At 62.1% G+C, this 24965-nt stretch carries 26 protein-coding genes and 3 tRNA genes; 20 read left to right on the top strand and 9 right to left on the bottom strand.

Annotated elements, in window-relative coordinates; translation table 11 throughout:
- The first annotated feature begins 3 nt into the window (after positions 1-3).
- The 4 genes from hpaX (at position 4) to hpaC (ending at position 4578) form a co-directional block, all read left to right on the top strand.
- Positions 4-1374, top strand: a complete 1371-nt coding sequence (gene hpaX / locus ACJ8PE_RS12545; protein WP_021505400.1) for a 4-hydroxyphenylacetate permease — start codon at positions 4-6, stop codon at positions 1372-1374.
- Positions 1375-1408: 34 nt separating this feature from the next.
- Positions 1409-2305, top strand: a complete 897-nt coding sequence (gene hpaA, locus ACJ8PE_RS12540) for a 4-hydroxyphenylacetate catabolism regulatory protein HpaA (protein WP_004933161.1) — start codon at positions 1409-1411, stop codon at positions 2303-2305.
- A 178-nt stretch (positions 2306-2483) separates the two neighbouring features.
- Positions 2484-4046: a 4-hydroxyphenylacetate 3-monooxygenase, oxygenase component gene (hpaB, locus tag ACJ8PE_RS12535; protein WP_004933158.1), complete on the top strand. Its 1563-nt coding sequence runs from the start codon at positions 2484-2486 to the stop codon at positions 4044-4046.
- Positions 4047-4062: 16 nt separating this feature from the next.
- Positions 4063-4578, top strand: a complete 516-nt coding sequence (hpaC, locus tag ACJ8PE_RS12530; RefSeq protein WP_016929186.1) for a 4-hydroxyphenylacetate 3-monooxygenase, reductase component — start codon at positions 4063-4065, stop codon at positions 4576-4578.
- 33 nt (positions 4579-4611) lie between these two features.
- Here the strand turns inward: hpaC and ampH are convergent, their stop codons facing one another.
- Both ampH and ACJ8PE_RS12520 read right to left on the bottom strand, forming a co-directional pair.
- Positions 4612-5754 carry a D-alanyl-D-alanine-carboxypeptidase/endopeptidase AmpH gene (gene ampH, locus ACJ8PE_RS12525; protein WP_197793635.1) on the bottom strand — a complete coding sequence of 381 codons (1143 nt, stop codon included), beginning with the start codon at positions 5752-5754 and terminating at the stop codon, positions 4612-4614.
- Positions 5755-5879: 125 nt separating this feature from the next.
- A complete protein-coding gene (locus ACJ8PE_RS12520) occupies positions 5880-6638 on the bottom strand; it encodes a FadR/GntR family transcriptional regulator (RefSeq protein WP_033641770.1) in 759 nt (252 codons plus the stop codon).
- A gap of 236 nt (positions 6639-6874) precedes the next feature.
- On the opposite strand from ACJ8PE_RS12520, the gene ACJ8PE_RS12515 reads away from it, so the two are divergent.
- Genes ACJ8PE_RS12515 through fucP form a run of 7 tightly spaced genes read left to right on the top strand, consistent with a single transcriptional unit; the run spans position 6875 to position 13036 of the window.
- The gene (locus ACJ8PE_RS12515) at positions 6875-7615 is read left to right on the top strand and encodes an SDR family oxidoreductase (RefSeq protein WP_033651365.1); all 741 of its coding nucleotides are present in this window, start codon (positions 6875-6877) and stop codon (positions 7613-7615) included.
- Positions 7616-7640: 25 nt separating this feature from the next.
- A complete protein-coding gene (locus ACJ8PE_RS12510; protein ID WP_197793633.1) occupies positions 7641-8486 on the top strand; it encodes a fumarylacetoacetate hydrolase family protein in 846 nt (281 codons plus the stop codon).
- A 14-nt stretch (positions 8487-8500) separates the two neighbouring features.
- Positions 8501-9778, top strand: coding sequence for an L-fuconate dehydratase (locus ACJ8PE_RS12505; RefSeq protein WP_147880115.1), 1278 nt, complete (start codon positions 8501-8503; stop codon positions 9776-9778).
- A gap of 14 nt (positions 9779-9792) precedes the next feature.
- Positions 9793-10656, top strand: a complete 864-nt coding sequence (locus ACJ8PE_RS12500) for an amidohydrolase family protein (protein WP_197793632.1) — start codon at positions 9793-9795, stop codon at positions 10654-10656.
- The gene (locus ACJ8PE_RS12495; RefSeq protein WP_197761335.1) at positions 10634-11410 is read left to right on the top strand and encodes an SDR family oxidoreductase; all 777 of its coding nucleotides are present in this window, start codon (positions 10634-10636) and stop codon (positions 11408-11410) included. The genes ACJ8PE_RS12500 and ACJ8PE_RS12495 overlap by 23 nt, the downstream gene beginning before the upstream one ends.
- Positions 11407-11766: an L-rhamnose mutarotase gene (locus ACJ8PE_RS12490; RefSeq protein ID WP_015376547.1), complete on the top strand. Its 360-nt coding sequence runs from the start codon at positions 11407-11409 to the stop codon at positions 11764-11766. The genes ACJ8PE_RS12495 and ACJ8PE_RS12490 overlap by 4 nt, the downstream gene beginning before the upstream one ends.
- Positions 11767-11806: 40 nt before the next feature.
- A complete protein-coding gene (gene fucP, locus ACJ8PE_RS12485; RefSeq protein WP_197761339.1) occupies positions 11807-13036 on the top strand; it encodes an L-fucose:H+ symporter permease in 1230 nt (409 codons plus the stop codon).
- A 1-nt stretch (position 13037) separates the two neighbouring features.
- Here fucP and ACJ8PE_RS12480 read toward each other — a convergent pair whose 3' ends face one another.
- Positions 13038-14240, bottom strand: coding sequence for an MFS transporter (locus tag ACJ8PE_RS12480; protein WP_072626690.1), 1203 nt, complete (start codon positions 14238-14240; stop codon positions 13038-13040).
- A gap of 108 nt (positions 14241-14348) precedes the next feature.
- Here ACJ8PE_RS12480 and ACJ8PE_RS12475 point away from each other — a divergent pair, with 108 nt between their 5' ends.
- Complete coding sequence (locus tag ACJ8PE_RS12475) at positions 14349-15260, top strand: LysR family transcriptional regulator (RefSeq protein WP_404769020.1); 912 nt, start codon at positions 14349-14351, stop codon at positions 15258-15260.
- Here ACJ8PE_RS12475 and ACJ8PE_RS12470 read toward each other — a convergent pair.
- Complete coding sequence (locus tag ACJ8PE_RS12470; RefSeq protein WP_197793654.1) at positions 15257-16351, bottom strand: GGDEF domain-containing protein; 1095 nt, start codon at positions 16349-16351, stop codon at positions 15257-15259. The two genes, ACJ8PE_RS12475 and ACJ8PE_RS12470, sit on opposite strands and share 4 nt — an antisense overlap.
- A 259-nt stretch (positions 16352-16610) precedes the next feature.
- Here ACJ8PE_RS12470 and ACJ8PE_RS12465 point away from each other — a divergent pair, with 259 nt between their 5' ends.
- Positions 16611-16895 (top strand): DUF1435 domain-containing protein, encoded by a 285-nt coding sequence (locus ACJ8PE_RS12465; RefSeq protein WP_033641783.1) that lies wholly within the window; start codon positions 16611-16613, stop codon positions 16893-16895.
- Between the two features lie 89 nt (positions 16896-16984).
- Here the strand turns inward: ACJ8PE_RS12465 and ACJ8PE_RS12460 are convergent.
- From ACJ8PE_RS12460 to ACJ8PE_RS12445, 4 genes are all read right to left on the bottom strand, one after another.
- A tRNA-Leu gene (locus ACJ8PE_RS12460) sits at positions 16985-17071 on the bottom strand.
- A gap of 42 nt (positions 17072-17113) precedes the next feature.
- A tRNA-Leu gene (locus ACJ8PE_RS12455) sits at positions 17114-17200 on the bottom strand.
- A 36-nt stretch (positions 17201-17236) separates the two neighbouring features.
- A tRNA-Leu gene (locus ACJ8PE_RS12450) sits at positions 17237-17323 on the bottom strand.
- Positions 17324-17395: 72 nt separating this feature from the next.
- On the bottom strand, positions 17396-18340 hold the full coding sequence (locus ACJ8PE_RS12445) for a LysR family transcriptional regulator (RefSeq protein ID WP_033651709.1): 945 nt from the start codon (positions 18338-18340) through the stop codon (positions 17396-17398).
- 118 nt (positions 18341-18458) lie between these two features.
- Between ACJ8PE_RS12445 and ACJ8PE_RS12440 the strand changes: the two genes are divergently transcribed.
- Positions 18459-19451 carry an aldo/keto reductase gene (locus ACJ8PE_RS12440; RefSeq protein ID WP_072626692.1) on the top strand — a complete coding sequence of 331 codons (993 nt, stop codon included), beginning with the start codon at positions 18459-18461 and terminating at the stop codon, positions 19449-19451.
- A gap of 50 nt (positions 19452-19501) precedes the next feature.
- On the opposite strand, the gene rsmC is transcribed toward ACJ8PE_RS12440, so the two are convergent.
- Complete coding sequence (rsmC, locus tag ACJ8PE_RS12435) at positions 19502-20542, bottom strand: 16S rRNA (guanine(1207)-N(2))-methyltransferase RsmC (protein ID WP_060434174.1); 1041 nt, start codon at positions 20540-20542, stop codon at positions 19502-19504.
- Between the two features lie 146 nt (positions 20543-20688).
- On the opposite strand from rsmC, the gene ACJ8PE_RS12430 reads away from it, so the two are divergent.
- The 6 genes from ACJ8PE_RS12430 to ACJ8PE_RS12405 all read left to right on the top strand — a co-directional run bounded on the left by ACJ8PE_RS12430 (position 20689) and on the right by ACJ8PE_RS12405 (position 24963).
- Entirely contained in the window at positions 20689-21126 is a 438-nt protein-coding gene (locus ACJ8PE_RS12430; RefSeq protein WP_046688207.1) for a DNA polymerase III subunit psi, read from the top strand.
- Positions 21071-21514: a ribosomal protein S18-alanine N-acetyltransferase gene (gene rimI / locus ACJ8PE_RS12425; RefSeq protein WP_197793630.1), complete on the top strand. Its 444-nt coding sequence runs from the start codon at positions 21071-21073 to the stop codon at positions 21512-21514. Before ACJ8PE_RS12430 ends, rimI begins: the two co-directional genes overlap by 56 nt.
- Before the next feature lie 151 nt (positions 21515-21665).
- Positions 21666-23255 carry a peptide chain release factor 3 gene (gene prfC, locus ACJ8PE_RS12420; protein ID WP_033641789.1) on the top strand — a complete coding sequence of 530 codons (1590 nt, stop codon included), beginning with the start codon at positions 21666-21668 and terminating at the stop codon, positions 23253-23255.
- Between the two features lie 516 nt (positions 23256-23771).
- Positions 23772-24386: a molecular chaperone OsmY gene (gene osmY / locus ACJ8PE_RS12415; RefSeq protein WP_033641790.1), complete on the top strand. Its 615-nt coding sequence runs from the start codon at positions 23772-23774 to the stop codon at positions 24384-24386.
- A gap of 161 nt (positions 24387-24547) precedes the next feature.
- Positions 24548-24709, top strand: a complete 162-nt coding sequence (locus tag ACJ8PE_RS12410) for a DUF1328 domain-containing protein (RefSeq protein ID WP_004933089.1) — start codon at positions 24548-24550, stop codon at positions 24707-24709.
- 68 nt (positions 24710-24777) lie between these two features.
- Positions 24778-24963, top strand: a complete 186-nt coding sequence (locus ACJ8PE_RS12405) for a CsbD family protein (protein ID WP_004933086.1) — start codon at positions 24778-24780, stop codon at positions 24961-24963.
- Positions 24964-24965: the final 2 nt, after the last annotated feature.

Raw genomic sequence — 24965 nt, 5'->3', positions numbered from 1 at the left:
ACCATGAACCACGTCGATTCGCTGCCGCCGGCCAACCCGGCGCAGCAACATAAAGCGTTAACCGCCGCCGAGCAATCGGTGATTAAAAAGTTGTTTCGGCGCCTGATTATTTTCCTGTTCGTGTTGTTTGTTTTCTCTTTCCTCGACCGCATCAACATCGGCTTCGCCGGGCTGACGATGGGCAAGGATCTCGGCCTCAGCTCGACCATGTTCGGGCTGGCGGCGACGCTGTTCTACGCCACCTACGTGATCTTCGGCATTCCGAGCAACATGATGCTGAGCCGGGTCGGCGCGCGGCGCTGGATCGCCACCATCATGGTGCTGTGGGGCATCGCCTCCACCTGCACGATGTTCGCCACCGGGCCGACCAGCCTGTATGTGCTGCGCATGATCGTCGGCATCACCGAGGCCGGCTTCCTGCCGGGCATTCTGGTGTACCTCACCTACTGGTTCCCGGCGTTTTACCGCGCCCGGGCCAACGCCTTGTTCATGATCGCCATGCCGGTGACCATGGCGATCGGTTCGCTGGTCTCCGGCTATATTCTGGCGCTGGACGGGGTGATGAACCTGAAGGGCTGGCAGTGGCTGTTCCTGCTGGAAGGGATCCCGTCGGTGCTGTTGGGCGTGGTGGTGTGGTTCTACCTCGACGACACCCCGGCCAAGGCCAAGTGGCTGACCGACGAGGAAAAAGCCAGCCTGAAGGCGATGATGGAGGCCGACAAGCTGCAGCTGGTGCAACCCAACGGGCCGAGCAGCCACCGCGCGCTGCAGCAGCGCAGCCTGTGGCGCGAGATCTTCACGCCGATCGTGCTGATGTACACGCTGGCCTATTTCTGTCTGACCAACACCCTGAGCGCGATCAACATCTGGACGCCGCAGATCCTGCAGAGCTTCAACCAGGGCAGCAGCAACGTGACGATCGGCATTCTGGCGGCGATCCCGCAGATCTGCACCATCGCCGGCATGGTGTGGTGGAGCAAACGATCCGACAGGCTGCAGGAGCGTAAGCATCACACCGCGCTGCCGTATCTGTTCGCCGCCGCCGGCTGGCTATTGGCTTCCGCCACCGATCACAGCCTGATCCAACTGCTGGGGATCGTGATGGCGTCGGTCGGTTCCTTTACCGCCATGGCGATCTTCTGGACCACGCCGGATCAGTCGATCAGCCTGGAAGCGCGGGCGGTGGGGATCGCCGTGATCAACGCCACCGGCAATATCGGATCGGCGCTCAGCCCGCTGTTGATCGGCTGGTTCAAGGACATGACCGGCAGCTTCAACTCCGGGCTGTATTTCGTCTCGGCGCTGTTGATCGTCGGCGCCGTGCTGGTGTGGCGCATCCCGATGAAGGATTCGCGCCCGAGAGCGACGCCTTGATACGCAGATAGGCAGGATTGCAGGAGGTAATGAGGTGCGGAAAAGTACCGGTTTTATCGCCAACATCGATATTTGCAAAGAGTATGACGCGCGCTACGCCGCCGACGAGGTGCACTACGAAACCTTCGCCGGGCTGGCGGCGTTCTTCGGCCGCGACATGCAGGTGCACTGGCACGACTGCTTCTTCCAGGTGCATTTTCTGGAGACCGGCAAGATAGAGCTGCAGCTCGACGATCAGCACTATTCGGTGCAGGCGCCGCTGTTCATCCTCACGCCGCCGTCGGTGCCGCATGCGTTCTTTACCGAACCGGACAGCGACGGCCACGTGCTGACGGTGCGTCAGGAGCTGATTTGGCCGCTGCTGGAGCGCCTGTATCCCGGCAGCAATCTGGCGCTGGACATGCCGGGCATCTGCCTGTCGCTGGCCGATGCGCCGCAGGAGCTGACGGCGCTCAGCCACTATTGGGCGCTGATCCGCCGCGAGTTCGCGCAGAACCTGGCCGGGCGCGAACAGACGCTGGCGCTGTTGGCGCAGGCGGTGTTCACGTTGCTGCTGCGCAACACCGCGCTGGAAGACAGCGCCAACAGCGGCGTGCGCGGCGAACTGCAGCTGTTTCAACGCTTCAACAAGATGGTGGACGAGCGTTTCCGCGAGCATCTGCCGGTGCCGGAGTATGCGCAGGCGTTGGGCGTGACCGAATCGCGGCTCAACGACCTGTGTCGGCGCTTCGCCAACCGGCCGCCCAAGCGGCTAATCTTCGATCGATTGCTGCGCGAGGCTAAGCGCATGCTGCTGTTCAGCGCCTGCACGGTGCATGAAACCGCCTACAGCCTCGGCTTCAAGGATCCGGCCTATTTCGCCCGTTTTTTCAATCGGCTGGAAGGCTGTTCCCCTTCAACCTACCGCGCGGCGCAACACGCCCTTTCGTAACCGCGATCACAGTTTGCCGCGAAAGCGGCAAACTGACCTGAAAAGTACCGGCGATTGCCGCAAAAGTCTCTTCTCGAAACCGGCTTTGGCAGCTTCAATTAAGCAACCAAAAGAAAACATTATTTTAACAAATGGCCGACTCCACGGCCTGAAAAATGCCGATTACGAGGAAGACCCGATGAAACCAGAAGACTTTCGTGCCGACAGCAAGCGTCCGTTCACCGGCGCCGAGTACCTGAAAAGTTTGCAGGACAGCCGCGAAATCTACATTTACGGCGAACGCGTAAAAGACGTCACCACCCACCCGGCGTTCCGCAATGCGGCGGCCTCGGTCGGCCAGCTGTACGACGCGCTGCACGATCCGGCCAGCCAGGATCGCCTGTGCTGGAATACCGACACCGGCAACGGCGGTTACACCCACAAGTTCTTCCGCTATGCCCGCAGCCCGGAAGAGATGCGCCAGCAGCGTGACGCCATCGCCGACTGGTCGCGCCAAAGCTACGGTTGGATGGGGCGCACGCCGGATTATAAGGCGGCCTTCGGCTGCGCGCTGGGCGCTTATCCGGAGTTCTACGGCCAGTTCGCCGACAACGCGCGCCACTGGTACAAACGCATTCAGGAAACCGGGCTCTATTTCAACCACGCTATCGTCAACCCGCCGATCGATCGTCATAAGCCGGTCAACGAGGTGAAGGATGTCTACATTCAGGTGGAGAAAGAAACCGACGCCGGCATCATCGTCAGCGGCGCCAAAGTGGTGGCTACCAACTCGGCGTTGACCCACTACAACTTCATCGGCTTCGGTTCGGCGCAGGTGATGGGCGATAATCCGGACTTCGCGCTGATGTTCGTGGCGCCGATGGACGCCGAAGGGGTGAAGCTGATTTCGCGCGCCTCCTACGAGCTGGTGGCCGGCGCGACCGGTTCGCCGTTCGACTACCCGCTGACCAGCCGCTTCGACGAGAACGACGCCATCCTGATCATGGATCATGTGCTGATCCCGTGGGAAAACGTGCTGATCTACCGCGATTTCGACCGCTGTCGCCGCTGGAGCACCCAGGGCGGTTTCGCCCGGCTGTTCCCGCTGCAGGCCTGCGTGCGCCTGGCGGTGAAGATGGACTTCATCACCGCGCTGCTGCAAAAGAGCCTCTCGTGCACCGGCGTGCTGGAGTTCCGCGGCGTACAGGCCGATCTGGGCGAAGTGGTGGCCTGGCGCAACCTGTTCTGGTCGCTGAGCGACGCGATGTGCGCCGAAGCCACGCAATGGGAAAACGGCGCTTACCTGCCGGATTCCGCCGCGCTGCAAACCTACCGCGTGATGGCGCCGATGGCCTACACCAAGGTGAAACACATCATCGAAAAGAACGTCACCAGCGGCCTGATCTACCTGCCGTCCAGCGTGCGCGACATGAACAACCCGGAGATCGACAAGTACCTGGCGCGCTACGTGCGCGGATCGGACGGCATGGATCACGTCGAGCGCATCAAAATCCTCAAACTGATGTGGGATGCGATCGGCAGCGAGTTCGGCGGGCGCCACGAGCTGTATGAGATCAACTACGCCGGCAGCCAGGATGAGATCCGCCTGCAGTGCCTGCGCCACGCGCAGGGATCCGGCAACATGGATCGCATGATGCAGATGGTCGACAAGTGCCTGGCCGATTACGATCAGCACGGCTGGAAGGTGCCGCACCTGCGGAACAATGACGATATTAATCAGTTGGATAATCTGCTGAAGTAATTCAGGAGGAGGTTGTATGTCTCAGGAAAATGAACAGCGGCTGCGCTTTCGCGACGCCATGGCCAGCCTGTCGGCGGCGGTGAATATCGTCACCACCGACGGCCCGGCGGGGCGCTGCGGCATCACCGCCACGGCGGTGTGTTCGGTGACCGATACGCCGCCGACGCTGCTGGTGTGCATCAACCGCAACAGCGCGATGAACCCGGTGTTTCAGGAAAACCGCAGGCTGTGCGTCAACGTGCTTAACCACGAGCAGGAGCTGATGGCGCGCCACTTCGCCGGCATGACCGGCGTCAGCATGGAAGATCGTTTCCGGCTGGAAGAGTGGCAGCTCGGCGCGCTGGGGCAGCCGGTGCTGCGCAATACCCTGGCCAGCCTGGAAGGGGAGATCGAGCAGATCCAGAGCATCGGCACCCACCAGATGTACCTGGTGCAGATCAAGCAGATCGCGCTGAGCGAAGCGGGCAACGGCCTGATCTACTTCAAGCGCAACTTCCATCCGGTGATTCATCAGATGGCGGTGCCGGCCTGACGCCTGGGGGCGCAGCCAGCTGCGCCCCTCATCTCAACTCTTGTTGGCCGCCAGATCGCTCACCAGGCGGTTGACCGGATCGCTCATGTTGGTGAACTTGCTCAGCTCCGAACGGGTCACCACCACGAACACCCCGACGTTTTTCGCCGGGATCATCGCCATGTAGGTGATGAATCCGCCGCCGCCGCCGGTCTTCTGAATGATGCCCGGCAGCCCGTCCTTCGGCGCCATATACACCCAGCCCAATCCCAATGCATCCGCTTGCCCCGGCACGTCCATGCCCTTCAGCGACACCAGATCGTGGCGCTGGAAGTACATGGTTTGCTCGCTGGCGGCGGTGGCTTTGCGCGGGCCGCTGGCACTGGAGGAGAGGAACTGCTGCATCCAGCGCTGCATGTCGCGCGGGGTGGAGTAGACGCCGCCGCTGCCGGCCGCGGCGGTGGTGTCGCGACAGGCGCTTGGGCCGGCCGCCGCCACCATCAGGCGCGAGCATTGTTCAGGGCTCGGCGTCAGCGTGGTGTCGACCATGCCGAGCGGTGCGGTGATTTTCTCTTTCAGCAGCGCGTTGTATGGCTTGCCCGCGGCGCGCGACAGCGCGTCGGCCAGCAGATCATAGGCCAGGTTGGAATACGTGGCGTGCACGCCCGGCGGCGTCGTGATGTTGGCATGCGCCAGCCACTGCCAGCGCTGGGCCTTGGTCGGCCAGGTGAACACCGGCGTTTTCGGCGGCTTCTTGCCCGGCTGCTCGCGCGGCAGCGCGCTGGTGTGGGTCGCCAGGTTCAATAAGGTGATCGGCTGGCCGGCGTTGTAAGCCGGCACATAGGCGCCCTTGGGGGCGTATTTGCGCAGCGGGTCGGTCAGCTTGACCTGGCCTTCCGCCGCCATCTTCACCATCACTTCGCTGGTCATCAGCTTGGTGATCGAGGCGATGCGGATCAGCGAATCCGGGCGCGGGCGCAGGTTGTTGCCGGGCTTGGTGTCGCCAAAGCTGCGGTTAACCACTTGATTGCCGTCGATCACCACCAGCGCCATGCCGGTGGCGCCGCTGTTGTAGAAAATATGTTCGGCATACTGGTCGACGATTTGCGAAGCCAGCTGCGGGGGCGCGGCCTGCACGGCCAGCGGCGCGGCGCACAGGCCCAGCGCCAGCAATAAAGCGGAGACAGAGTTCTTCAACGGTCGTTATCCATTTAACAATGCAGCGGGAAAGGGCGTTATTCGTCGCCCAGTGTAATGCCCCCAGGCCCCTGCTGCATGTAGAAAAAAGAGCGGTGGCGATAAAAATTTTTAACCGCCGCGGCCTATTGCGCGCGGGCGAAAATGGCGATCACTTCGTCCAGGTGTGCCTTCATCGCCTTGCGGGCGCCGCGCACGTCGCGCGCTTCAATTGCTGCCAGGATCGCCCGGTGTTCCAGCTCGGAACGGTGCGGCATGTCGTCCGGCGTATAGTGGCGCTGCAGCACGCGGAACATGCTGCCGTAACGGTGGCCGAGCAGGTGCCCGATGATGAACGCATAGGCCGGGTTGCCGCTGGCCTGGGCGATGCGGATGTGGAACAGCCGATCGCCGGGGTGGGTGGCGGAGCCGGCCCGGTTATCGCGGCAGTTCTGCTCATAGGCGGCGCGGATGCCCGCCAGCTCTTCGTCGGTGGCGTGGCGCGCGGCCAGCGCGGCGGTCTCCGGTTCGATCAACAGGCGGGTTTGCAGCAGTGAAAACGGCGGCAGCTCGGCGTTGAAATCCAGCTCGATATTCAGTTCGTCGTCGATTTCCGCCCACTGGTTGCGGCCGGCCTGGGCCATGACCGGTTCTTGCGACGCTGGCGGCGGCGTTTGCGAACGCACGATCACCCCGTTGCCCACCTTGACGTCCACCAGGCCAATCACTTCCAACGCGATCAGCGCCTCGCGCACCGACGCGCGGCTGACCTGCAACTGCTGGGCAAGATCGCGCTCCGAGGGCAGGCGGCTGCCCGGCGGAAATTCGTTGTTCTCGATAAGACGTTTGAGCTGGTCAGCTATCTGTCTGTAAATCCTTGGGTTTTCCAGTCGGGTAATCGGCATTTTTGACCTTTGACGATTCGGCGTTCAGTGATTTGGCGCACAATTATGCGACAAGGCGCTTGAGTAATCGTTATTCAAGTGTAAAAAAATGGTTAATTGAAATGCGGTTTCAAGGCTGTTTTTATTAACTTCTTCCCCCAACGATAACGCGTAAAGCGTCTTTTGTCATGTTAGAGGCCTGACCTTTAACCGCCTTTAGTGGCCTGACCATTAGACCTTTAGGCCGAGGAGTCAAGATGGATTTAACCGGGAAACGCGTACTGATCACCGCCGCCGGGCAAGGGATCGGATTCACCACCGCCAGGCTGTTCGCCGCCGCCGGCGCCGACGTGATCGCCAGCGACATCAACCTCGAGCGCCTGCAGGGCTGCGCCGGGATCCGCGCGCTGGCGCTGAACGTCACCGATCCGGCCGCCATTGCGGCGGCGGCGGAAGCGATCGGCCCGATCGACGTGTTGTTCAACTGCGCCGGTGTGGTGCACAGCGGATCGATCCTCGATTGCAGCGAGGATCAGTGGGCGTTCGCGCTCGATCTCAACGTGACCGCAATGTTCCGCATGATCCGCGCCTTCCTGCCGGGCATGTTGGCGCGCGGCAAAGGCTCGATCATCAACATGTCCTCGGTGGCCTCGAGCGTGAAAGGGGTGCCGAACCGCTTCGCCTACGGCGCCAGCAAGGCGGCGGTGATTGGCCTGACGCGCTCGGTGGCGGCGGATTACGTCACCCAGGGCATCCGCTGCAACGCCATTTGCCCCGGCACGGTGGAATCGCCGTCGCTGCGTCAGCGCATCGCCGAGCAGGCGCGCGAGCAGGGGCGTAGCGAGCAAGAGGTGTATCAGGCGTTCGTCGCCCGCCAGCCGATCGGGCGCATCGGCACCACCGAGGAAATCGCCCAGTTGGCGCTGTATCTGGCCTCCGACGCCAGTTCGTACACCACCGGCACGGTGCAGATCATCGACGGCGGCTGGAGCAACTGAGCCGCCATTTTTGAGAGAGGAACGCATGAAACTTTTACGTTACGGGGAACCCGGGCAAGAGCGCCCCGGCATGTTGGATGCGCAGGGCCGCCTGCGCGATCTGTCGCAGCATATCGCCGACGTGGGCGGCGCCGCGTTATCGCCGGCGTCGCTCGCCAAACTGCGCGCGCTGGACAGCGCCGCGTTGCCGCTGGTCGAGGGGCAGCCGCGCCTCGGCGCCTGCGTCGGCGGCATCGGCAAGTTCATCTGCATCGGCCTGAATTACGCCGATCACGCGGCGGAAACCGGCGCGGCCATTCCTGAAGAACCGGTGGTGTTCAACAAATGGACCAGCGCGGTGGTCGGCCCCTACGACCGGGTGGAGATCCCGCGCGGCTCGCAGAAAACCGACTGGGAAGTGGAGCTGGGCGTGGTGATCGGCCAGGGCGGGCGCTACATCAGCGAAGCGGACGCGATGTGCCACGTCGCCGGTTACTGCGTGATCAACGACGTCTCCGAACGCGAATATCAAATTGAGCGCGGCGGCACCTGGGACAAGGGCAAAGGCTGCGACACCTTCGGGCCGATCGGCCCCTGGCTGGTGACCGCCGACGAAATCGCCGATCCGCACAGCCTGAACCTGTGGCTGGAGGTGGACGGCAAGCGCTATCAGGACGGCAACACCAGCACCATGATCTTCCGCATTCCGCAAATCGTCAGCTACCTCAGCCGCTTTATGAGCCTGCAGCCGGGCGACGTGATCTCCACCGGTACGCCGCCGGGCGTCGGCATGGGGCAGAAACCGCAGCCCGTCTATCTGCGGGCGGGCCAGACGATGCGTCTGGGCATCGAAGGGCTGGGCGAACAGCGCCAGCAAACCGTACAGGCTTAACCGGGAGCGCCGCCATGACCACCATTACCGCACTGCGGGTTGAAGACATTCGCTTCCCCACCTCGTTGGGGCTGGACGGATCCGACGCCATGAATCCGGATCCCGATTATTCCGCCGCCTACGTGATCCTGGAGACCGATCGCACGGATCTCAGCGGCCACGGGCTGACGTTCACCATCGGCCGCGGCAACGAGATCTGCTGCGCGGCGATCCGCGCGCTGGAGCATCAGATCGTCGGCGAGCGGCTGGAGGATATCGCCGCCGACATGGGCGCCTTCTGGCGGCGCTTCACCAGCGACAGCCAGCTGCGCTGGATCGGGCCGGACAAAGGCGCCATTCACCTGGCGACCGGCGCGGTGGTCAACGCGGTGTGGGATCTGTGGGCCAAATCGGTCGGCAAGCCGGTGTGGCGGCTGGTGGCAGAGATGACGCCGGAGGAACTGGTGCGCTGCATCGACTTCCGTTACATCACCGACTGCATCACGCCGCAGGAAGCGCTGGCGCTGCTGAAACAGCGGGCCGAGGGCAAAGAACGGCGCCTGGAGCGGCTGCTGCAGGAAGGGTACCCCTGTTACACCACCTCCGCCGGCTGGCTGGGTTACCCGGATGACAAGCTGCGCCGTCTGTGCCAGGAAGCGGTCGACGCCGGTTTCTCCTACCTGAAGCTGAAGGTCGGGCGCGATCTGGAAGACGACATTCGCCGGGTGCGCATCGCCCGTGAGGTGATCGGCCCGGATCGCCGGCTGATGATCGACGCCAACCAGGTGTGGGAGGTGGGCGAAGCCATTCCGTGGGTGAAACATCTGGCGTTCGCCAACCCCTGGTTTATCGAAGAACCGACCAGCCCGGACGACGTGGAAGGGCATCGCCGCATCCGCGAAGGGGTGGCGCCGGTCAAGGTGGCCACCGGTGAGATGTGCCAGAACCGCATCATGTTCAAGCAGTTCATCATGCGCGGCGCGGTGGACGTGGTGCAGATCGACGCCTGCCGTCTCGGCGGCGTCAACGAAGTGCTGGCGGTGATGCTGATGGCGGCCAAATACCAGCTGCCGGTCTGCCCGCACGCCGGCGGCGTCGGGCTGTGCGAATACGTGCAGCACCTGTCGATGATCGACTACCTGTGCATCGCCGGCACCCACGAAGGGCGGGTGATCGAGTACGTCGATCATTTGCATGAACACTTTGTCGATCCCTGCGTGATCAACGGCGCGGCCTACATGCCGCCGAGCCGGCCCGGTTACTCGATCGAGATGCACCCGTCGTCGATCGAGCAGTATCGGTTCCGCGGGTGAGGCGGGAGGATCGCATGCCGCGCATCGACGCTCACCAGCACTACTGGCGCTACCACCCGCAGCACTACCCGTGGATCGACGAGCGGATGCGCGTGCTGCGACAGGATTTCGATCCGCCCCGGCTGCGGCCGCTGTTGCAGGAACACGGCTTCGACGGCGCGCTGGCGGTGCAGGCGCGCCCCAGCGAGGACGAGACGCTGGCCCTGCTGGCGCTGGCTGAGCAGAGCGAGGGCGTATGCGGCGTGGTGGGCTGGTTGGATATCGCCGCGCCGCAGCTGGCGCAGCGTCTGGAGGCCTGGCGGCCTTACAGCGCGCTGCGCGGGGTGCGTCATCAGGTGCAGGACGAAGCGGATCCGGCGGCCTGGCTGGCGCGGCCGGAGGTGGATCGCGGCATGCAAACGCTGCAGCGCGCCGGGTATGTGTACGAGATCCTGGTGACGCACCGGGATCTGGCGGCCGCGGCGGCGTTTGCCGGCCGCCACGACCAACACTGGCTGGTGCTGGATCACCTCGGCAAGCCGGACATCGCGCGCGGCGCGCGGCACTGGGCGCAGCAAATCCGGCCGTTGGCGGCGCTGCCGCACGTGGCCTGCAAGCTCTCGGGGCTGATCACCGAGGCGCCGGGTGGCCGGTGGCGCGCGGAAGAACTGCTGCCGTTCTTCGATGCCGCGCTGGAGGCGTTCGGCCCGCAGCGGCTGATGTTCGGCTCCGACTGGCCGGTGTGCCTGCTGGCCGGCGACTACCGCCAGGTGGTGCAACTGTGCGAACGGGCGCTGGCGACGCTGGGGGCCGCCGAGCAGGCGGCGATTTGGGGCGACACCGCCTGGCGAATTTACGGGTTAACGGAGTCTGGTTATGGATCTGTATCTGCAAGATAAGGTGGTGCTGGTCACCGGCGGCGGTGCCGGCATCGGCGCGGCGATTGCTCATGTGCTGGCCGAGGAAGGGGCGATCCCGGTGCTGGTTACCAACGCCGCGCCGGAGGCGGCGCTGCTGGCTGATTTGCAGCGGTTGCAGCCGCGCACCGGGGTGATCCTCACCGAATTGTGCGACGAGGCGGCCTGCCGCCGGGCGGTCAGCCAGACGCTGGCGACCTTCGGCCGCATCGACGGACTGGTGAATAACGCCGGGGTCAATGACGGCGTCGGGCTGGAGGCGGGGCGCGAGGCGTTCGTCGGCTCGCTGGAAAAGAACCTGGTGCACTACTACCTGATGGCGCACCTGTGCCAGGCGGCGCTGCGGGAGAGCCGGGGCGCCATCGTCAACATCGCCTCCAAGACCGCGCTCAGCGGCCAGGGCGGCACCAGCGGCTACACCGCCGCCAAGGGCGCGGTGCTGGCGCTGACGCGCGAATGGGCGGTATCGCTGCGCCATGAGGGGGTGCGGGTGAACGCGGTGGTGCCGGCGGAGGTGATCACCCCGCAGTACCAGCGCTGGCTCAACACCTTCGCCGAGCCGCAGCGGCAGATGGAGAAAATCACCGCGCGCATTCCGCTCGGACAGCGCATGACCACGCCGCAGGAGATCGCCGATACCGTGGCGTTTCTGCTGTCGTCGCGGTCATCACACACCACCGGACAGTGGCTGTCGGTGGACGGCGGCTACCTGCATCTCGATCGGGCGCTGACGTGAGCGGCGCGGCGGCAGGGCGGCGCCGTTTCTGCCAGGCGCTCGATCTGATTGACTCGCCGGCGCTGATTGCGGAGTACCAGCAGCATCATCAGCGCATTTGGCCGGGCATCGCCGCGCATTTGCGCGAGCACGGCATTCTGGACATGGAGATTTACCGGTTGGGCACCCGGCTGTTCATGATCGTGGAGGTCAGCGCCGATTTCGACGCCGCGCGTTTTGACGCCGCCAGCCTGAACAACCCCGAAGTACAGCGATGGGAAGCGCTGATGTGGCACTACCAGGCCGCCACCCCCTGGACGCCGCAGGGCGAAAAATGGGTGGAAATGGCGCGGATTTTCTCTCTGCAACAGCAATAACGCCAACATCATCATCGCCAAACGATACGAGGGTATCACCATGCTTGCTGAAAAAAGTGCGGCCTCCGCGCAGCCGGGCGTCCCCGTGACCGCCAATCTGCGCTGGGCCTTTATCCTGGTCACCAGCCTGTTCTTCATGTGGGGGCTGTCCTATGGCCTGCTGGATGTATTAAACAAACATTTTCAGGAGACGTTGCACGTCACCAAGGCGCAGTCGGGGCTGCTGCAGGCGGCGTACTTCGGCGCCTATTTCCTGGTGGCGCTGCCCGCCGGGTACTTTATGGATCGCAAGGGCTATAAGGCGGGCATTCTGGTCGGGTTGTGCCTGTACGCACTGGGCGCGCTGCTGTTCGTGCCGGCGGCGTCGGCCAACAGCTTCGGCGTCTTCCTGTTCGCGCTGTTCGTTATCGCCAGCGGCCTGGGCTGCCTGGAAACGGCGGCCAACCCGTACGCCACGGTGCTGGGCGACGCGCAGGGCGCCGAACGGCGGCTCAACCTGGCGCAGTCGTTCAACGGCCTCGGGCAGTTTATCGGCCCGCTGATCGGCGGCACGCTGTTCTTCTCCGCCGGCCAGTCCGTCGGCGGCGGCGATCAGAGCGCGGTGAAGATGACCTATGTGGCGATCGCCGCGCTGGTGTTGCTGATCGCGCTGTTGTTCAGCCGCACCCGGCTGCCGGCGATCCGCGAAGAGGAAAAACCGGTGCACGGTGTGATAGCGCAGGGGGTGTGGCAGCATCCGCATTTCGTCGGCGGGGTCATCACGCAGTTTTTCTACGTGGCGGCGCAGGTGGGCGTGGGGGCGTTCTTCATCAACTACGCCACCGAGCACTGGCGCGAGGTGTCTAACCAGAGCGCCTCTTACCTGCTGTCGATCGCCATGATCTGCTTTATGGTCGGGCGCTTCTTCAGCACCTGGCTGATGGGACGGGTCAAACCGGCGACGCTGCTGGCGGTCTATGCGCTGATCAACATTGCGCTGTGCGGTGTGGTAATGCTGAGCGTCGACGGCGTCTCGGTGGTGGCGCTGATCGCGGTGTTCTTCTTTATGTCGATCATGTTCCCGACCATTTTCGCCCTGGGGGTGAAAAATCTGGGCAAGCACACCAAGCGCGCCAGCTCGTTCATGATCATGGCGATCGTCGGCGGCGCCATCATGCCTTACTTTATGGGGGCGCTGGCCGACCGTTACAGCACCGCGCTCTCTTATCTGCTGCCGCTGTTGTGTTTCGCGGTGGTGTTGGTTTACGGCCTGCGGCAGCGCCGCGCCTGATTCACCCCGGCGGCGAATCGGCTTTCGCCGCCGTTTTCGGCCTCTGCCGCCGGGTCCCCATCAGGATGGCCAACGCCAGCAGCAGCACCAGGCCGGACAGCGCGCCGTTTATCGTCAGGCCGCCGGCATCCACCACCAGCCCGCCCACCAGCGAACCGCAGGAAATCGCCAGGTTAAACAGCGCGATATACAGTGAAGAGGCGACCTCGGCCGCATCGGGCGCCGCCTTGAGCATCCACGCCATCAGCGCAACGGAAACGCCGCCGTAGGCGATGCCCCACAGCAGCAGGAAGGCGCCGCCGCTCAGCGGCGTGTGGCCCAGCAGCGGCAGCAGCAGGACGGCGAGCGCCAGCCCGAGGGCGATCAGCGCCAGGGTGCGGCGCAGTCGTTTGGCGGCGGCCTGGCCGGCGATAAAATTCCCGACGAGGCCGGCGATGCCGTAGGCGAACAGCAGCGGCCCCACCCAGCGGCTCTCGATGCCGGAGACCGTCTGCAGCAGCGGACGGACAAAGGTGTAAGCCATAAAGTGACCGGCGACCAGCAGAAACGTCAGCAGCAGCCCGGTCAGCAGCCGGCGATTCGTGCGTTGCGCGGTGAACGACCGCCAGCCGATCGCCTGCGTGACCGGCAGCGGCGGCAGCACGCACACCAGCAGGAGCAGGGTCAGCGCCGCCAGAACGGCGACCGCCAGAAACGCCATGCGCCAGCCCAGCGCTTCGCCGAGGAATACCCCGAGCGGCACGCCGAACACCGAGGCCGCCGCTACGCCGCCGAAGATGATGGACAGTGCCAATCCGACGGAGGCCGGCGGCACCAGGCGTTCCGCCAGCCCGCCGGCGATGGCCCAGATACCGCCGATGCAAAAGCCCAGCAGGATGCGCGCAGCGAACAGCAGCGCCAGGGAGGTGGCGGCGGCGGCCAGCAGGTTAGCGGCGATCAGCAGCAGCAGAAAGCCCGCCAGCAGGTTGCGGCGGTCCGTGCGCCGGGCACCCAGCACCACCAGCGGGGCGAACAGCGCGGCGAACAGGGCCGGCAGGGAAATCAGCAGCCCGGCGCGGCCGATAGATGCGTTCAGGGTGCTGACGATCGGGGTCAGCAGCCCGACGGGCAGCATTTCTGCGGTGACGACGGTAAAGGTGGACAGGCCGACCGCGAAGGTCGCCAGCCACGCTTTTGCGCCGCCGTCGGCGTGTAAGGCACTCATAATGACTCTCCCAACAGATGAAGAACCCCAGTGTATCCGCGCCAAAATGGCTGATAAACTGGCCTGAATGCGCAACATTGGGGACAAATCGTGGCTAATTTACCGCCTATGCCGTTGGATAACCTGACCGACCTGCTGGTATTCATTCGCGTCGCCGACGCCTGCAGCTTCACGCTGGCGGCCGAGAGACTGGGCATCTCCCGATCGGCGGCGGGCAAATGCGTGAACCGATTGGAGGCGCGATTGGCGACCCGGCTGCTGCAGCGCACCACGCGCAGCGTCAGCCAGACCGAAGACGGCGCGGTGTTTTACGAATATGCGCAGCGCATCCTGTCGCAGGCCGAAGAGGCAGAAGCGGCGCTCAATACGCGGCGGCAAACCCCGCGCGGGCGGCTGCGGCTGGATGTGCCGGTCTCGTTGGGGCGGTTGCATATTTTGCCGATTCTGCGGGAATTTTTGGCGCAGTGGCCGGAGGTGGACGCCGACGTCAGCTTCTCCGACGATTACAGCGATTTGGTACGCGACGGTATCGACGTGGCGATCCGCGTCGGCGGCAGCGACGACAGTCGGCTGGTGCGGCGGGTGCTCGCGCCGCACCGCCTGATCACCTGTGCGGCGCCAGACTATCTGGCGCGCTACGGCACGCCTGCGACACCGGAGGCGCTGGGCGATCACGAGACGCTGGTCTTCAGCCACCAGGGATTGCCGGCGCCCTGGCGCTATCGGGTTAACGGCCAACTGCACGAACAGCCGGTGCGCGGCCGGATGCGTTTCAACAACGTCGAGGCATTGCGGGATGCGGCCGTCGCCGGGGGCGGTCTGTGTCAGGTAGGGGCGTTTCTGGTCGGTGAACAGATGGCGGCCGGCACGCTGGTGCCGGTGCTGGAACGCTATTGTCGCCCGGGGCCGCCGATCTGCGCCGTCTATCCCAGCCGACGCCATCTTTCCCCCAAAGTGAAACTGTTTCTGGCGGCGATCGAACGGCGCTGGCAGGGCAAGGCGATTTGGGAAACCGTTTAGCGTGTCAATTCCTGCGGTTGCAGCAGGGCGGGCTCGACGTTTTGCGCCAGCTGAATATTGTTGCGGCCGCTGTGCTTCGCCAGATAGAGCGCGGCGTCGGCTGCGCCTATCGCCGATTCGATGTCCAGTTTTTCCAGCGCGGAGATGCCGGCGCTGAGCGTCAGCGTGCCGCTGTGCTGCGGACTGGCGCCGTGCGGGATGTTCAGCTCCGCCACGCGCTGGCGTACCCGTTCGGCCAGCTGCGCCGCGTAGCCTTCGTGCACATTGGTCAGCAGCACCAAAAATTCTTCCCCGCCGTAACGCACCACGATGTCGCGCGAACGCACCGCATCGCGGATGGCGACCGCTACCTGCACCAGCGCCCGATCGCCCATGGCGTGGCCGTAGCTGTCGTTATAGACCTTGAAGTGGTCGATATCCAGCAACAGCACGTAATGGCGGCCGGTTTGCGGTTCCAGCAGCATCGTGATCTTATTCTCCAGCCCACGCCGGTTATAAAGGCCGGTCAGAGGATCGATCATGCTCAAATTATTGAATTTATCTCGCTCGTTATACAGGTTGGCCACCAGCGCGTGAGTAAAGATTTCACTGCGTTTCAACATCAGGTGGTGGATGGAGAAAGCGATAATAGGTAATAGCGTGGTGAATAATATCCGCAGGGTATTATGCATGCCGTCTAAAGCCAGGATCACCATTGCGGAAGGCACGGCGTGTAAACAAAAGGCGGTAAAGTTGTCCGTCAGGGAAATAGCGCTGATAAAAAAGATGCTAAACAAACTAATTAATAAAAAATCTTGGTTATTCGGTAGGCAATATTGACTTTTAACGTAAATATGTGCGGCCCAGAGCAGGCCGAGCACGCCGGCGAACAGGTTGAGTTTGCACAAGTACTTGCGTGGCGTTTGCAGGGACAATAGCGCTGCTGCCAGACAAAATAGTGGTATACATAATAAAGGTAGGGTAAATGAGGGCGTATCCCTAAAAGGGAACAATAATGTAAATACGGAAGAGGCGGCATTCATTATCAGAAAAAGAAATAATGCCAGGCGCTGCTTGCTGTTCAGTAATTCCTGATAAGAACGGGCGTTCATACGGAGGTCACTCTTTGCAAAGTCGTTCTGTCGAATAATTAAGGTTGAGAAGCATTCCTTTGGCGCGAATATCCACTTGAATTGCATGGTTGAGGATTGTGATTATTATCATGCAAACAGGACTAGGAATTTTCTTATGTCAAATTATCATTTTTTCATGCTGGTGTCATCTGGGTTTGGTTAGCGCAGTGAAAATGATGCGGCGGCCAAAAAAGTGTTATATGATATTGGTTATCATTATCACTTGAAGGGGGTTGTCATGCTCACCGCCATGATTGCCGCGTGCGGGCTGTGGGGCGTCAGTTGGTGCCTCGGGGATCGCCTGGCCAGCGCCTGGGGCGTTTTGCTGCCTTGTGCGCTGATGCCGCTGCTGGCCTTGATCGACCTGGATATGGTGCAGTTACGCACCCTGATCGTGATAGCGATGTTGGCCACGCTGGTGATGCTGTTCAACAGCCGGCTGCGCCACTATCTGCTGCTGCCTTCCTGTATGGCGCTGGCGGGCGGCCTGGCGGCTGTCAGTCTGAACTTCAGCTTCGGGTGAAACGCCGGAAACGGCAAAACCACGCTTAAGCGTGTGATTCATCAATGCGTTGGGATTTTTTCGAGGATACTGCCAGGGAGATCATCAATTGGTGCGAAGAGAGGGACTTGAACCCTCACGTCCGTAAGGACACTAACACCTGAAGCTAGCGCGTCTACCAATTCCGCCACCTTCGCACAGTCGATGTTGTTGCTTTGATTTATATTACGTCGCCAGCGTGGTGCGAAGAGAGGGACTTGAACCCTCACGTCCGTAAGAACACTAACACCTGAAGCTAGCGCGTCTACCAATTCCGCCACCTTCGCATCGATGCTGAGTGCAATATAAATCATGTGGTTATTTGGTGCGAAGAGAGGGACTTGAACCCTCACGTCCGTAAGGACACTAACACCTGAAGCTAGCGCGTCTACCAATTCCGCCACCTTCGCGTACCAGAAACATTACCGGAGTAACGTTACCACGGAGGCGAATTCTAGAGATTTTGGCGGACACGTCAACAGTTATTTCCCCGCTTTGCGGGCGTTTGCTGGAAAAACAGCCATATCGCCGCTTTTCTGCTGGTCAAACAGCCAAATCAGCCAATCAATCAACACTCTGACCCGCGGCGCCAGGAAACGGCCGGGCGGATACATGATGTAAATCGGCATCGGCGGAGGCGGCGTTTCCGCCAGCACTTCCACCAGTTCGCCCTGTTCCAGCCAAGGGGCAAGCGAATAGCGCGCCGCCTGTATCAATCCCATGCCGGCGCGCGCGCCGGCGATATAGGCGTCGGCGCCGCTGACGCTCAGCCGGGCGGGCAGTTCGCGCAGTTCCAGCTTGCCGCCGCGGCAAAACTCCAGCGGGTAATCGCGGTTGCTGGCCAGCGAAAAATACCCCACCGCGCGGTGCGGCGTCAGGCTATCGATGTCGAGCGGCGTACCGTGGGCCTGCAGGTAAGCGGGAGAAGCGCAGGTGACCTGCGGCAACTGGGCGATGCGCCGCGCCACCAGGCTGTCGTCTTCGGTTTCCCAGGCGCGCAGCACGCAGTCCACGCCTTCGCGCAGCAGATCGACGTGGGTGTCGTTGGCGCCCAGCGCCAGCGTGATGTCGGGATAGCGCCGGTAGAAGTCGTCCAGCGCCGGAATGACGACTTCGCGCGCCAGCGAATGGGGCATATCGATGCGCACTTTGCCGGACGGCTGCAGCTTATGGTGGCTGAACAGCGTGTCCGCCTCCTCCAGCGCGCCCAGCAACTGCACGCAGCGTTGATAGTAGAGACTGCCTTCGCTGGTCACCTGCACCTGGCGGGTGGTGCGGATCAGCAGGCGTACGCCCAGCCGCTGTTCCAGCCGTTTCAGCGCGTTGCTGACCGTGGCGCGCGGCAGCTGCAGGCGTTCGGCCGCCCGGCTGAAGCTGCCCAGTTCGACGATGCGGGTAAAAATGCGCATGGCTTGAACCTGATCCATGTCCACTCCGGATTGTTGGTGATTTTTGAACAGTGATGTGCAATCTGCATTATTTATCTTTGTCGCGTAAACAACCAGACTTTGCTGCGTTATCCATTCACCGCATGAGGGCAGCACAATGCAACAACGTAAACTCGGTTCCCACGGTCCCGTCGTCTCCGCCCTGGGGTTGGGATGCATGGGCATGAGCGACTTCTATTCCACCGGCGCCGATCGGCAGGAAGCCATCGCCACGCTGCACCGGGCGCTGGAGCTGGGCGTCACGCTGCTCGACACCGCCGACATGTATGGCCCGCACACCAACGAAGAGCTGGTGGGGGAAGCGATCAAAGGCAAGCGGCAACAGGTGTTCCTGGCCACCAAGTTCGGCATCCTGCGCGATCCGGCGGATCCTTCGGCACGCGGCGTCAGCAGCCGGCCCGAGTATATCCGGCGCTCCGTCGAGGGCAGCCTGCGGCGCTTGGGCGTGGAGGAGATCGATCTTTATTATCAGCACCGGGTCGATCCGCAGGTGCCGATCGAGGACGTCGTGGGCACGATGGCGGATCTGATCCGCGAAGGCAAGATCCGCCACATCGGCCTGAGCGAGGCGTCGGTCGCCACGCTGGAGCGGGCGCACAAGGTGCATCCGATCACCGCGCTGCAGACCGAATATTCGCTGTGGACGCGCGACGCCGAGCAGGGCGTGCTGGCGGCCTGCGAGCGCCTGGGCATCGGCTTTGTGCCCTACAGCCCGTTAGGGCGCGGTTTCCTCACCGGCGCTATCCAGCGGCCGGAGGATCTGGCCGAGGACGACTTCCGCCGCAGCAACCCGCGCTTCCAGGGGGAAAACTTCAGCCGCAATCTGGCGCTGGTGGAGAAGGTGAGCGAGCTGGCGGCGCAGAAGGACGTTAAACCTTCGCAGCTGGCGCTGGCCTGGGTGTTGGCGCAGGGGGAACACATCGTGCCGATCCCCGGCACCAAACGCCGTCGTTACCTGGAAGAGAACGTCGCGGCGGCGGAGATAACGCTGAGCGCGGCTGAGCTGGCGGCGATTGAAGCGGTGTTCCCGCTGAGCGCGGCGGCCGGCGATCGCTACGGCGCGGAGTCGATGACCTACATCAACGGTTAAAAAAAGCGCGGCCTGCAGGCCGCGCTCTGTCGTTTTCCGCCAACGGCGAATTATTTCTTCTTCGGCGCGCGCGGCGGACGGCCGACGGTCGCCTGGTACACCTTGAAGCGGCCGTTCTGCGCCAGCACTTCGTGGCTGCCGAAGGTGGCGTCCAGAATGTCCGGGTATGGCAGGAAGGCGTTGGCGACAATGCGCAGTTGGCCACCGATCGGCAGGTGCTTCACCGCGCCGCGGATCAGGGTTTCGGCGGCGGTCAGGCTGGTCTGCAGCCCGTCGTGGAACGGCGGGTTGGAGATGATCATGTCGAAACGGCCGGTGATGTCGGAGTAAACGTTGCTGACGATCACTTCCCCTTCGATGCCGTTGGCGGCCAGCGTCGCGCGGCTGGATTCCACCGCGGCGGCGTTGACGTCGCTGAGGGTCAATTTGACTTTCGGCGACAGCTTGGACATTACCGAGGCCATGACGCCGGCGCCGCAGCCGATGTCCAGCACCTTGCCTTTCATGTGTTTTTCCAGCGTCGACAGCAGCAGCGAGCTGCCGACGTCCAGACCGTCGCGGCTGAATACGCCCGGCAGCGTTTTCACTTCCAGATCGTGCAGCTGATAGCTGTCCCACCAGTCGTTCAGGTCGAACTCGGTCTGCGCGTCCAGACGGCCGTGATACAGGCCGCAGCGGCGCGCGCTGTCGATTTTCACCAGCGTGACGTGGCCTTCCAGCGTTGGCTCGGCGCTGCGCACGCCGCTGCGGTTTTCACCGACCACGAACACGTCCGCGCCCACCGGCAGCAGCGCCAGGAGGTTGCACAGCTGGAATTGCGCTTCCTGCTTGCTCTTCGGCCAGTAGTAAACCAGCGTGTCGCAGTCGGCGACGAAAGCGGGATCGACGGTCAAACCGAACTGCACGTTATCGCCCATCGTCCGGTTCAGTAACTGCCAGTGATGGTATTGCTGAGTGTGGACGCGCACGTCCGCGGCCTCGAATTGGGCCGGCAGGCTGTCCTGCAGGTCGCCGGCAAACAGCACGCGGCGTTCGATAAATTCATCACTGTGGCGCAGCATGACTTCACTGGCGGGGGTTAATGCAGACATCAGATATTGGCTCCTGGAAATGAGACCGGGGATTATAGAGCTTTGTGGCGATATGTTCGACGGGTTTGTTGGCGCGGGCTGCGCGGGTTTGTTAGCATAGCGCGGCGCATGGCAGGCATGGCGCACCACAACGGGTAGGAATCGGCATGGCATCAAAACGCGACTGGCTGTTACAACAACTGGGTATTACGCAGTGGACATTGCGCCGCCCGGGCGTGTTGCAGGGCGAAGTGGCGGTCAGTCTGCCGCCCGAGACGCGCCTGCTGGTGGTGGCGCAGACGCTGCCGGCGCCCGACGATCCGCTGTTTTGCGACGTGCTGCGCAGCCTGGGGCTGACGCCGGCGCAAACCTACAGCCTGACGCCGGAACAGGTGGCGATGCTGCCTGAAGAGACCGCATGCAACAGTTGGCGGCTGGGCGTGACGGAACCGCTCGCGGTCGCCGGCGCGCAGCTACACAGCCCGGCGCTGGCCGAGCTTTCCCAAGACGCGGGGGCCAAACGCGCCCTCTGGCAGCAGATTTGTCATCATGAACACGATTTCTACCCTGACGGCGGCCGACCTGGCCACGGCCTTCAACATTGAGCAAGCCAGCCACGCTTTCCCCTGGACGGAAACCACCTTTGCCAGCAATCAGGGCGATCGCTACCTTAACCTGAAGCTGAGCGCCGATGGGGAGATGGCGGGGTTCGCCATCACGCAGATCGTGCTGGACGAAGCCACGCTGTTCAACATCGCCATTCATCCGCAGCACCAGCGCCGGGGCTTTGGCCGCCTGCTGCTCAACGCGTTGATCGAACAGCTGGAGAGCCGCGGCGTGGTTACGCTGTGGCTGGAAGTCCGCGCCTCCAACCAGGCGGCGATCGCGCTGTATGAAGATCTCGGTTTCAACGAAGTCACCGTGCGCCACAATTATTACCCGAGCGCCCACGGCCGCGAAGACGCGATCGTGATGGCGCTGCCGTTGGGGTAATCAGCCCGGCCGGAAAAAGCATTGATTGTCACCGGTTGGCAAATCGGCGAAAATGCCCGGCTGTTATCTTTTATTCACCGCTTTGCCCGGCGCCGCGATCGGCGCGTTCTGATGATGTCGCAGGGCGGACTAACCGTAGAACCTGAAAACCATGTCTCCTAGTGAATTTGCCCGCGAAGTCTCCAAAAGAAGAACTTTCGCCATCATCTCGCACCCCGATGCCGGTAAAACCACCATTACCGAAAAAGTGCTGCTGTTCGGACAGGCGATCCAGACTGCCGGTACGGTAAAAGGCCGCGGCTCCAGCCAGCACGCCAAATCCGACTGGATGGAAATGGAAAAGCAGCGTGGGATCTCGATCACCACCTCGGTGATGCAGTTCCCGTATCGCGACAGCCTGGTCAACCTGCTGGATACCCCGGGGCACGAGGACTTCTCCGAAGATACGTATCGCACCCTGACCGCCGTGGACTGCTGTCTGATGGTGATCGACGCCGCCAAGGGCGTTGAGGATCGCACCCGCAAGCTGATGGAAGTCACCCGTCTGCGCGACACGCCGATCCTGACCTTCATGAACAAGCTGGACCGCGACATCCGCGATCCGATGGAAGTGATGGACGAAGTCGAGCGCGAACTGAAAATCGCCTGTTCGCCTATCACCTGGCCGATCGGCTGCGGCAAGCTGTTTAAAGGCGTTTACCACCTGTACAAGGATGAAACCTACCTGTACCAGACCGGTAAAGGCCACACCATTCAGGAAGTGCGCATCGTCAAAGGCCTGAACAACCCGGAGCTGGATGTCGCCGTAGGCGAAGATCTGGCGGCGCAGCTGCGCGATGAGCTGGAGCTGGTGCAGGGCGCTTCCCACGAGTTCGATCAGGCGGCGTTCCTGAGCGGCGAGCTGACCCCGGTGTTCTTCGGTACCGCACTCGGCAACTTCGGCGTGGATCATATGCTGGACGGCCTGGTGGCCTGGGCGCCGGCGCCGATGCCGCGCAAAACCGACACCCGTGAAGTGACGGCGGCGGAAGAGAAATTCACCGGCTTTGTGTTCAAGATCCAGGCCAACATGGATCCGAAGCACCGCGACCGCGTGGCCTTTATGCGCGTGGTGTCCGGCCGTTACGAGAAGGGCATGAAGCTGCGTCAGGTGCGCACCGGCAAAGACGTGGTGATCTCCGACGCGCTGACCTTTATGGCCGGCGACCGTTCGCACGTGGAAGAAGCCTATCCGGGTGACATCATCGGTCTGCACAACCATGGCACCATCCAGATCGGCGATACCTTCACTCAGGGTGAAGACATGAAGTTCACCGGCATCCCGAACTTCGCGCCTGAACTGTTCCGCCGCATTCGCCTGCGCGATCCGCTGAAGCAGAAACAGCTGCTGAAGGGGCTGGTGCAGCTGTCGGAAGAGGGCGCGGTGCAGGTGTTCCGCCCGATCGCCAACAACGATTTGATCGTCGGCGCGGTCGGCGTGCTGCAGTTCGACGTGGTCGTGGCGCGTTTGAAGAGCGAGTACAACGTGGAAGCGCTGTATGAGTCGGTCAACGTGTCGACGGCGCGCTGGGTCGAATGCGACGACGTGAAGAAGTTCGAAGAGTTCAAGCGCAAGAACGAGATCAACCTGGCGTTGGACGGTGGGGACAACCTGTCCTATATCGCGCCGACCATGGTGAACCTCAACCTGACGCAGGAACGCTATCCTGACGTGACCTTCCGCAAGACCCGCGAACACTGATACATCGGCAGGGCGCCCGGTGCGCCCTGCCAATTCCCCGTATTCTCACTCCGCTAATTAATAAATCTTCCTCATATTTTATCCTGCGAATCGATGTCGCCCAGGCGAGACGCGATTGGCCTGCGTTTTCCGCCGCATGGTCTATCTTTAACGAGATGTCCGCACATTGCTTGAGAGTAAATCACTGTAATACGCTGATTGTTTGGTGAGTTATTCTGATGTGTTGCCGATAGGAGACAGTCTGTTTCCTTAAATATCAATGAGATGACTGTTTTATCGTTTCGTGTCACTTGGTCTGTCGTCAATAGGCGACAGTTTTTTGATTAAAAATCCGACTCAACGCTTTTTTTGTTTGATTTTTAAGGTGTTTATGGAGTTGGCACGGCGGTTGCAATATTCCTGTCGTGAACGCTTAATCGTATAGCGATGATGAAGTATTTACCGAGAGGCCGCGTGAAGGCGGCTGAAGGGTTCCGGCGCTCTGGCGCTAGGGCCCCCAACAAAAGGAAGAGATCGATGAAAAAGACCAAATTTGCACACTCGCTGATGGCTGTTGTTTTGGGTTCTGCTTTGGTGAGCGGCACTGCGCTGGCCGAAGACAGTCTGCTCAACAAGGCGTCTAACGCCGCGGACAGTGCCGGTGCCAAAATCGATAGCTCCATGAAAAAAGTTGACGGTTACATGGATGACAGCGCGATAACGGCTAAAGTTAAAAGTGCATTGGTGGACGATAAGAGCATCAAAAGCACTGACATTTCGGTGAAAACCGAAAAAGGCACCGTGATCCTGAGCGGGTTTGTCGGCAGCCAGGCGCAGGCAGAGCATGCGGTTGCGGTTGCCGGCAAGGTGGAAGGCGTCAAAACCGTCAGCGACAAGCTGCACGTGAAAGATGAAGCCAACCAGTCGATCAAATCGTATGCCGGCGACACCGCCACCACCAGCGAGCTGAAAGCCAAGCTGCTGGCCGATGACATCGTGCCGTCGCGCAATGTGAAAGTGGAAACCACCGATGGCGTGGTGCAGCTTTCCGGTGAAGTGAAAACGCAGGCGCAGTCTGAGCGTGCCGAAAGCATCGCCAAGGCTATCGACGGCGTGAAAAGCGTGAAAAACGACCTGGTGGTCAAGCAGTAATCCCGCCAGGCGCCCGTAACAAGTAACAACAAGCCGTATCTGTCGGGCCGTCAAGGCGGCCCGACGTGTACCACCAAAAAAAGAAACTGATTTGCCGTCGATGTCCCGTTGTCGGGGCGGTAGACGGCAGCGAATTTTTTCACAATGGTAAGGAGAAGCTTATGTTTCGTTGGGGCATTATCTTTTTAGTCATCGCGCTTATCGCTGCGGCACTGGGGTTCGGTTCGCTGGCGGGCACCGCCGCCTGGGCCGCCAAAGTCGTGTTCGTTGTCGGCATCATCCTGTTCCTGGTCAGTCTGTTCACCGGCCGTCGGCGCCCTTAGCCGGCCGGCATTTTCCTGCAAACTGTAACAAAGCTTAATTCCTTTTCTCACGTCGGGGAGGGCCGGCCATGAACAGCGACATCATCGTCGGGCGCTGGAAACAGCTGAAAGGTCAGGTATGGCAGGCTTGGGCCGAATGGTCCGGCAGCGATGGTGCCTGGTTGGCCGGCAGCAATGATTTCCTCGTCGGCGTGCTGCAAGAGGATTACGGAAGAGAGCGAGACGCGGTATCCTCGGAGAAAACGTCTCACTGAGG

Origin of the sequence: Serratia sp. CY74737 (genome assembly GCF_052166775.1) — a bacterium.
Lineage (GTDB): Bacteria > Pseudomonadota > Gammaproteobacteria > Enterobacterales > Enterobacteriaceae > Serratia > Serratia ureilytica.
This window is presented reverse-complemented; position numbering and strand designations above follow the sequence as displayed.

Bases quoted from the DNA above. Each gene is read 5' to 3' on its own strand.
- prfC (WP_033641789.1), top strand. From the start codon at position 21,666: ATGTCTCCTAGTGAATTTGCCCGCGAAGTCTCCAAAAGAAGAACTTTC.
- ACJ8PE_RS12405 (WP_004933086.1), top strand. From the start codon at position 24,778: ATGAACAGCGACATCATCGTCGGGCGCTGGAAACAGCTGAAAGGTCAG.
- ACJ8PE_RS12465 (WP_033641783.1), top strand. From the start codon at position 16,611: ATGCTCACCGCCATGATTGCCGCGTGCGGGCTGTGGGGCGTCAGTTGG.
- ACJ8PE_RS12495 (WP_197761335.1), top strand. From the start codon at position 10,634: ATGGATCTGTATCTGCAAGATAAGGTGGTGCTGGTCACCGGCGGCGGT.
- ACJ8PE_RS12480 (WP_072626690.1), bottom strand. From the start codon at position 14,240: ATGAGTGCCTTACACGCCGACGGCGGCGCAAAAGCGTGGCTGGCGACC.
- ACJ8PE_RS12500 (WP_197793632.1), top strand. From the start codon at position 9,793: ATGCCGCGCATCGACGCTCACCAGCACTACTGGCGCTACCACCCGCAG.
- ACJ8PE_RS12445 (WP_033651709.1), bottom strand. From the start codon at position 18,340: ATGGATCAGGTTCAAGCCATGCGCATTTTTACCCGCATCGTCGAACTG.
- osmY (WP_033641790.1), top strand. From the start codon at position 23,772: ATGAAAAAGACCAAATTTGCACACTCGCTGATGGCTGTTGTTTTGGGT.
- ACJ8PE_RS12440 (WP_072626692.1), top strand. From the start codon at position 18,459: ATGCAACAACGTAAACTCGGTTCCCACGGTCCCGTCGTCTCCGCCCTG.
- hpaC (WP_016929186.1), top strand. From the start codon at position 4,063: ATGTCTCAGGAAAATGAACAGCGGCTGCGCTTTCGCGACGCCATGGCC.
- rsmC (WP_060434174.1), bottom strand. From the start codon at position 20,542: ATGTCTGCATTAACCCCCGCCAGTGAAGTCATGCTGCGCCACAGTGAT.
- ACJ8PE_RS12475 (WP_404769020.1), top strand. From the start codon at position 14,349: ATGCCGTTGGATAACCTGACCGACCTGCTGGTATTCATTCGCGTCGCC.
- rimI (WP_197793630.1), top strand. From the start codon at position 21,071: ATGAACACGATTTCTACCCTGACGGCGGCCGACCTGGCCACGGCCTTC.
- ACJ8PE_RS12410 (WP_004933089.1), top strand. From the start codon at position 24,548: ATGTTTCGTTGGGGCATTATCTTTTTAGTCATCGCGCTTATCGCTGCG.
- ACJ8PE_RS12520 (WP_033641770.1), bottom strand. From the start codon at position 6,638: ATGCCGATTACCCGACTGGAAAACCCAAGGATTTACAGACAGATAGCT.
- ACJ8PE_RS12470 (WP_197793654.1), bottom strand. From the start codon at position 16,351: ATGAACGCCCGTTCTTATCAGGAATTACTGAACAGCAAGCAGCGCCTG.
- hpaX (WP_021505400.1), top strand. From the start codon at position 4: ATGAACCACGTCGATTCGCTGCCGCCGGCCAACCCGGCGCAGCAACAT.
- hpaB (WP_004933158.1), top strand. From the start codon at position 2,484: ATGAAACCAGAAGACTTTCGTGCCGACAGCAAGCGTCCGTTCACCGGC.
- ACJ8PE_RS12430 (WP_046688207.1), top strand. From the start codon at position 20,689: ATGGCATCAAAACGCGACTGGCTGTTACAACAACTGGGTATTACGCAG.
- ACJ8PE_RS12510 (WP_197793633.1), top strand. From the start codon at position 7,641: ATGAAACTTTTACGTTACGGGGAACCCGGGCAAGAGCGCCCCGGCATG.
- ACJ8PE_RS12515 (WP_033651365.1), top strand. From the start codon at position 6,875: ATGGATTTAACCGGGAAACGCGTACTGATCACCGCCGCCGGGCAAGGG.
- ACJ8PE_RS12505 (WP_147880115.1), top strand. From the start codon at position 8,501: ATGACCACCATTACCGCACTGCGGGTTGAAGACATTCGCTTCCCCACC.
- fucP (WP_197761339.1), top strand. From the start codon at position 11,807: ATGCTTGCTGAAAAAAGTGCGGCCTCCGCGCAGCCGGGCGTCCCCGTG.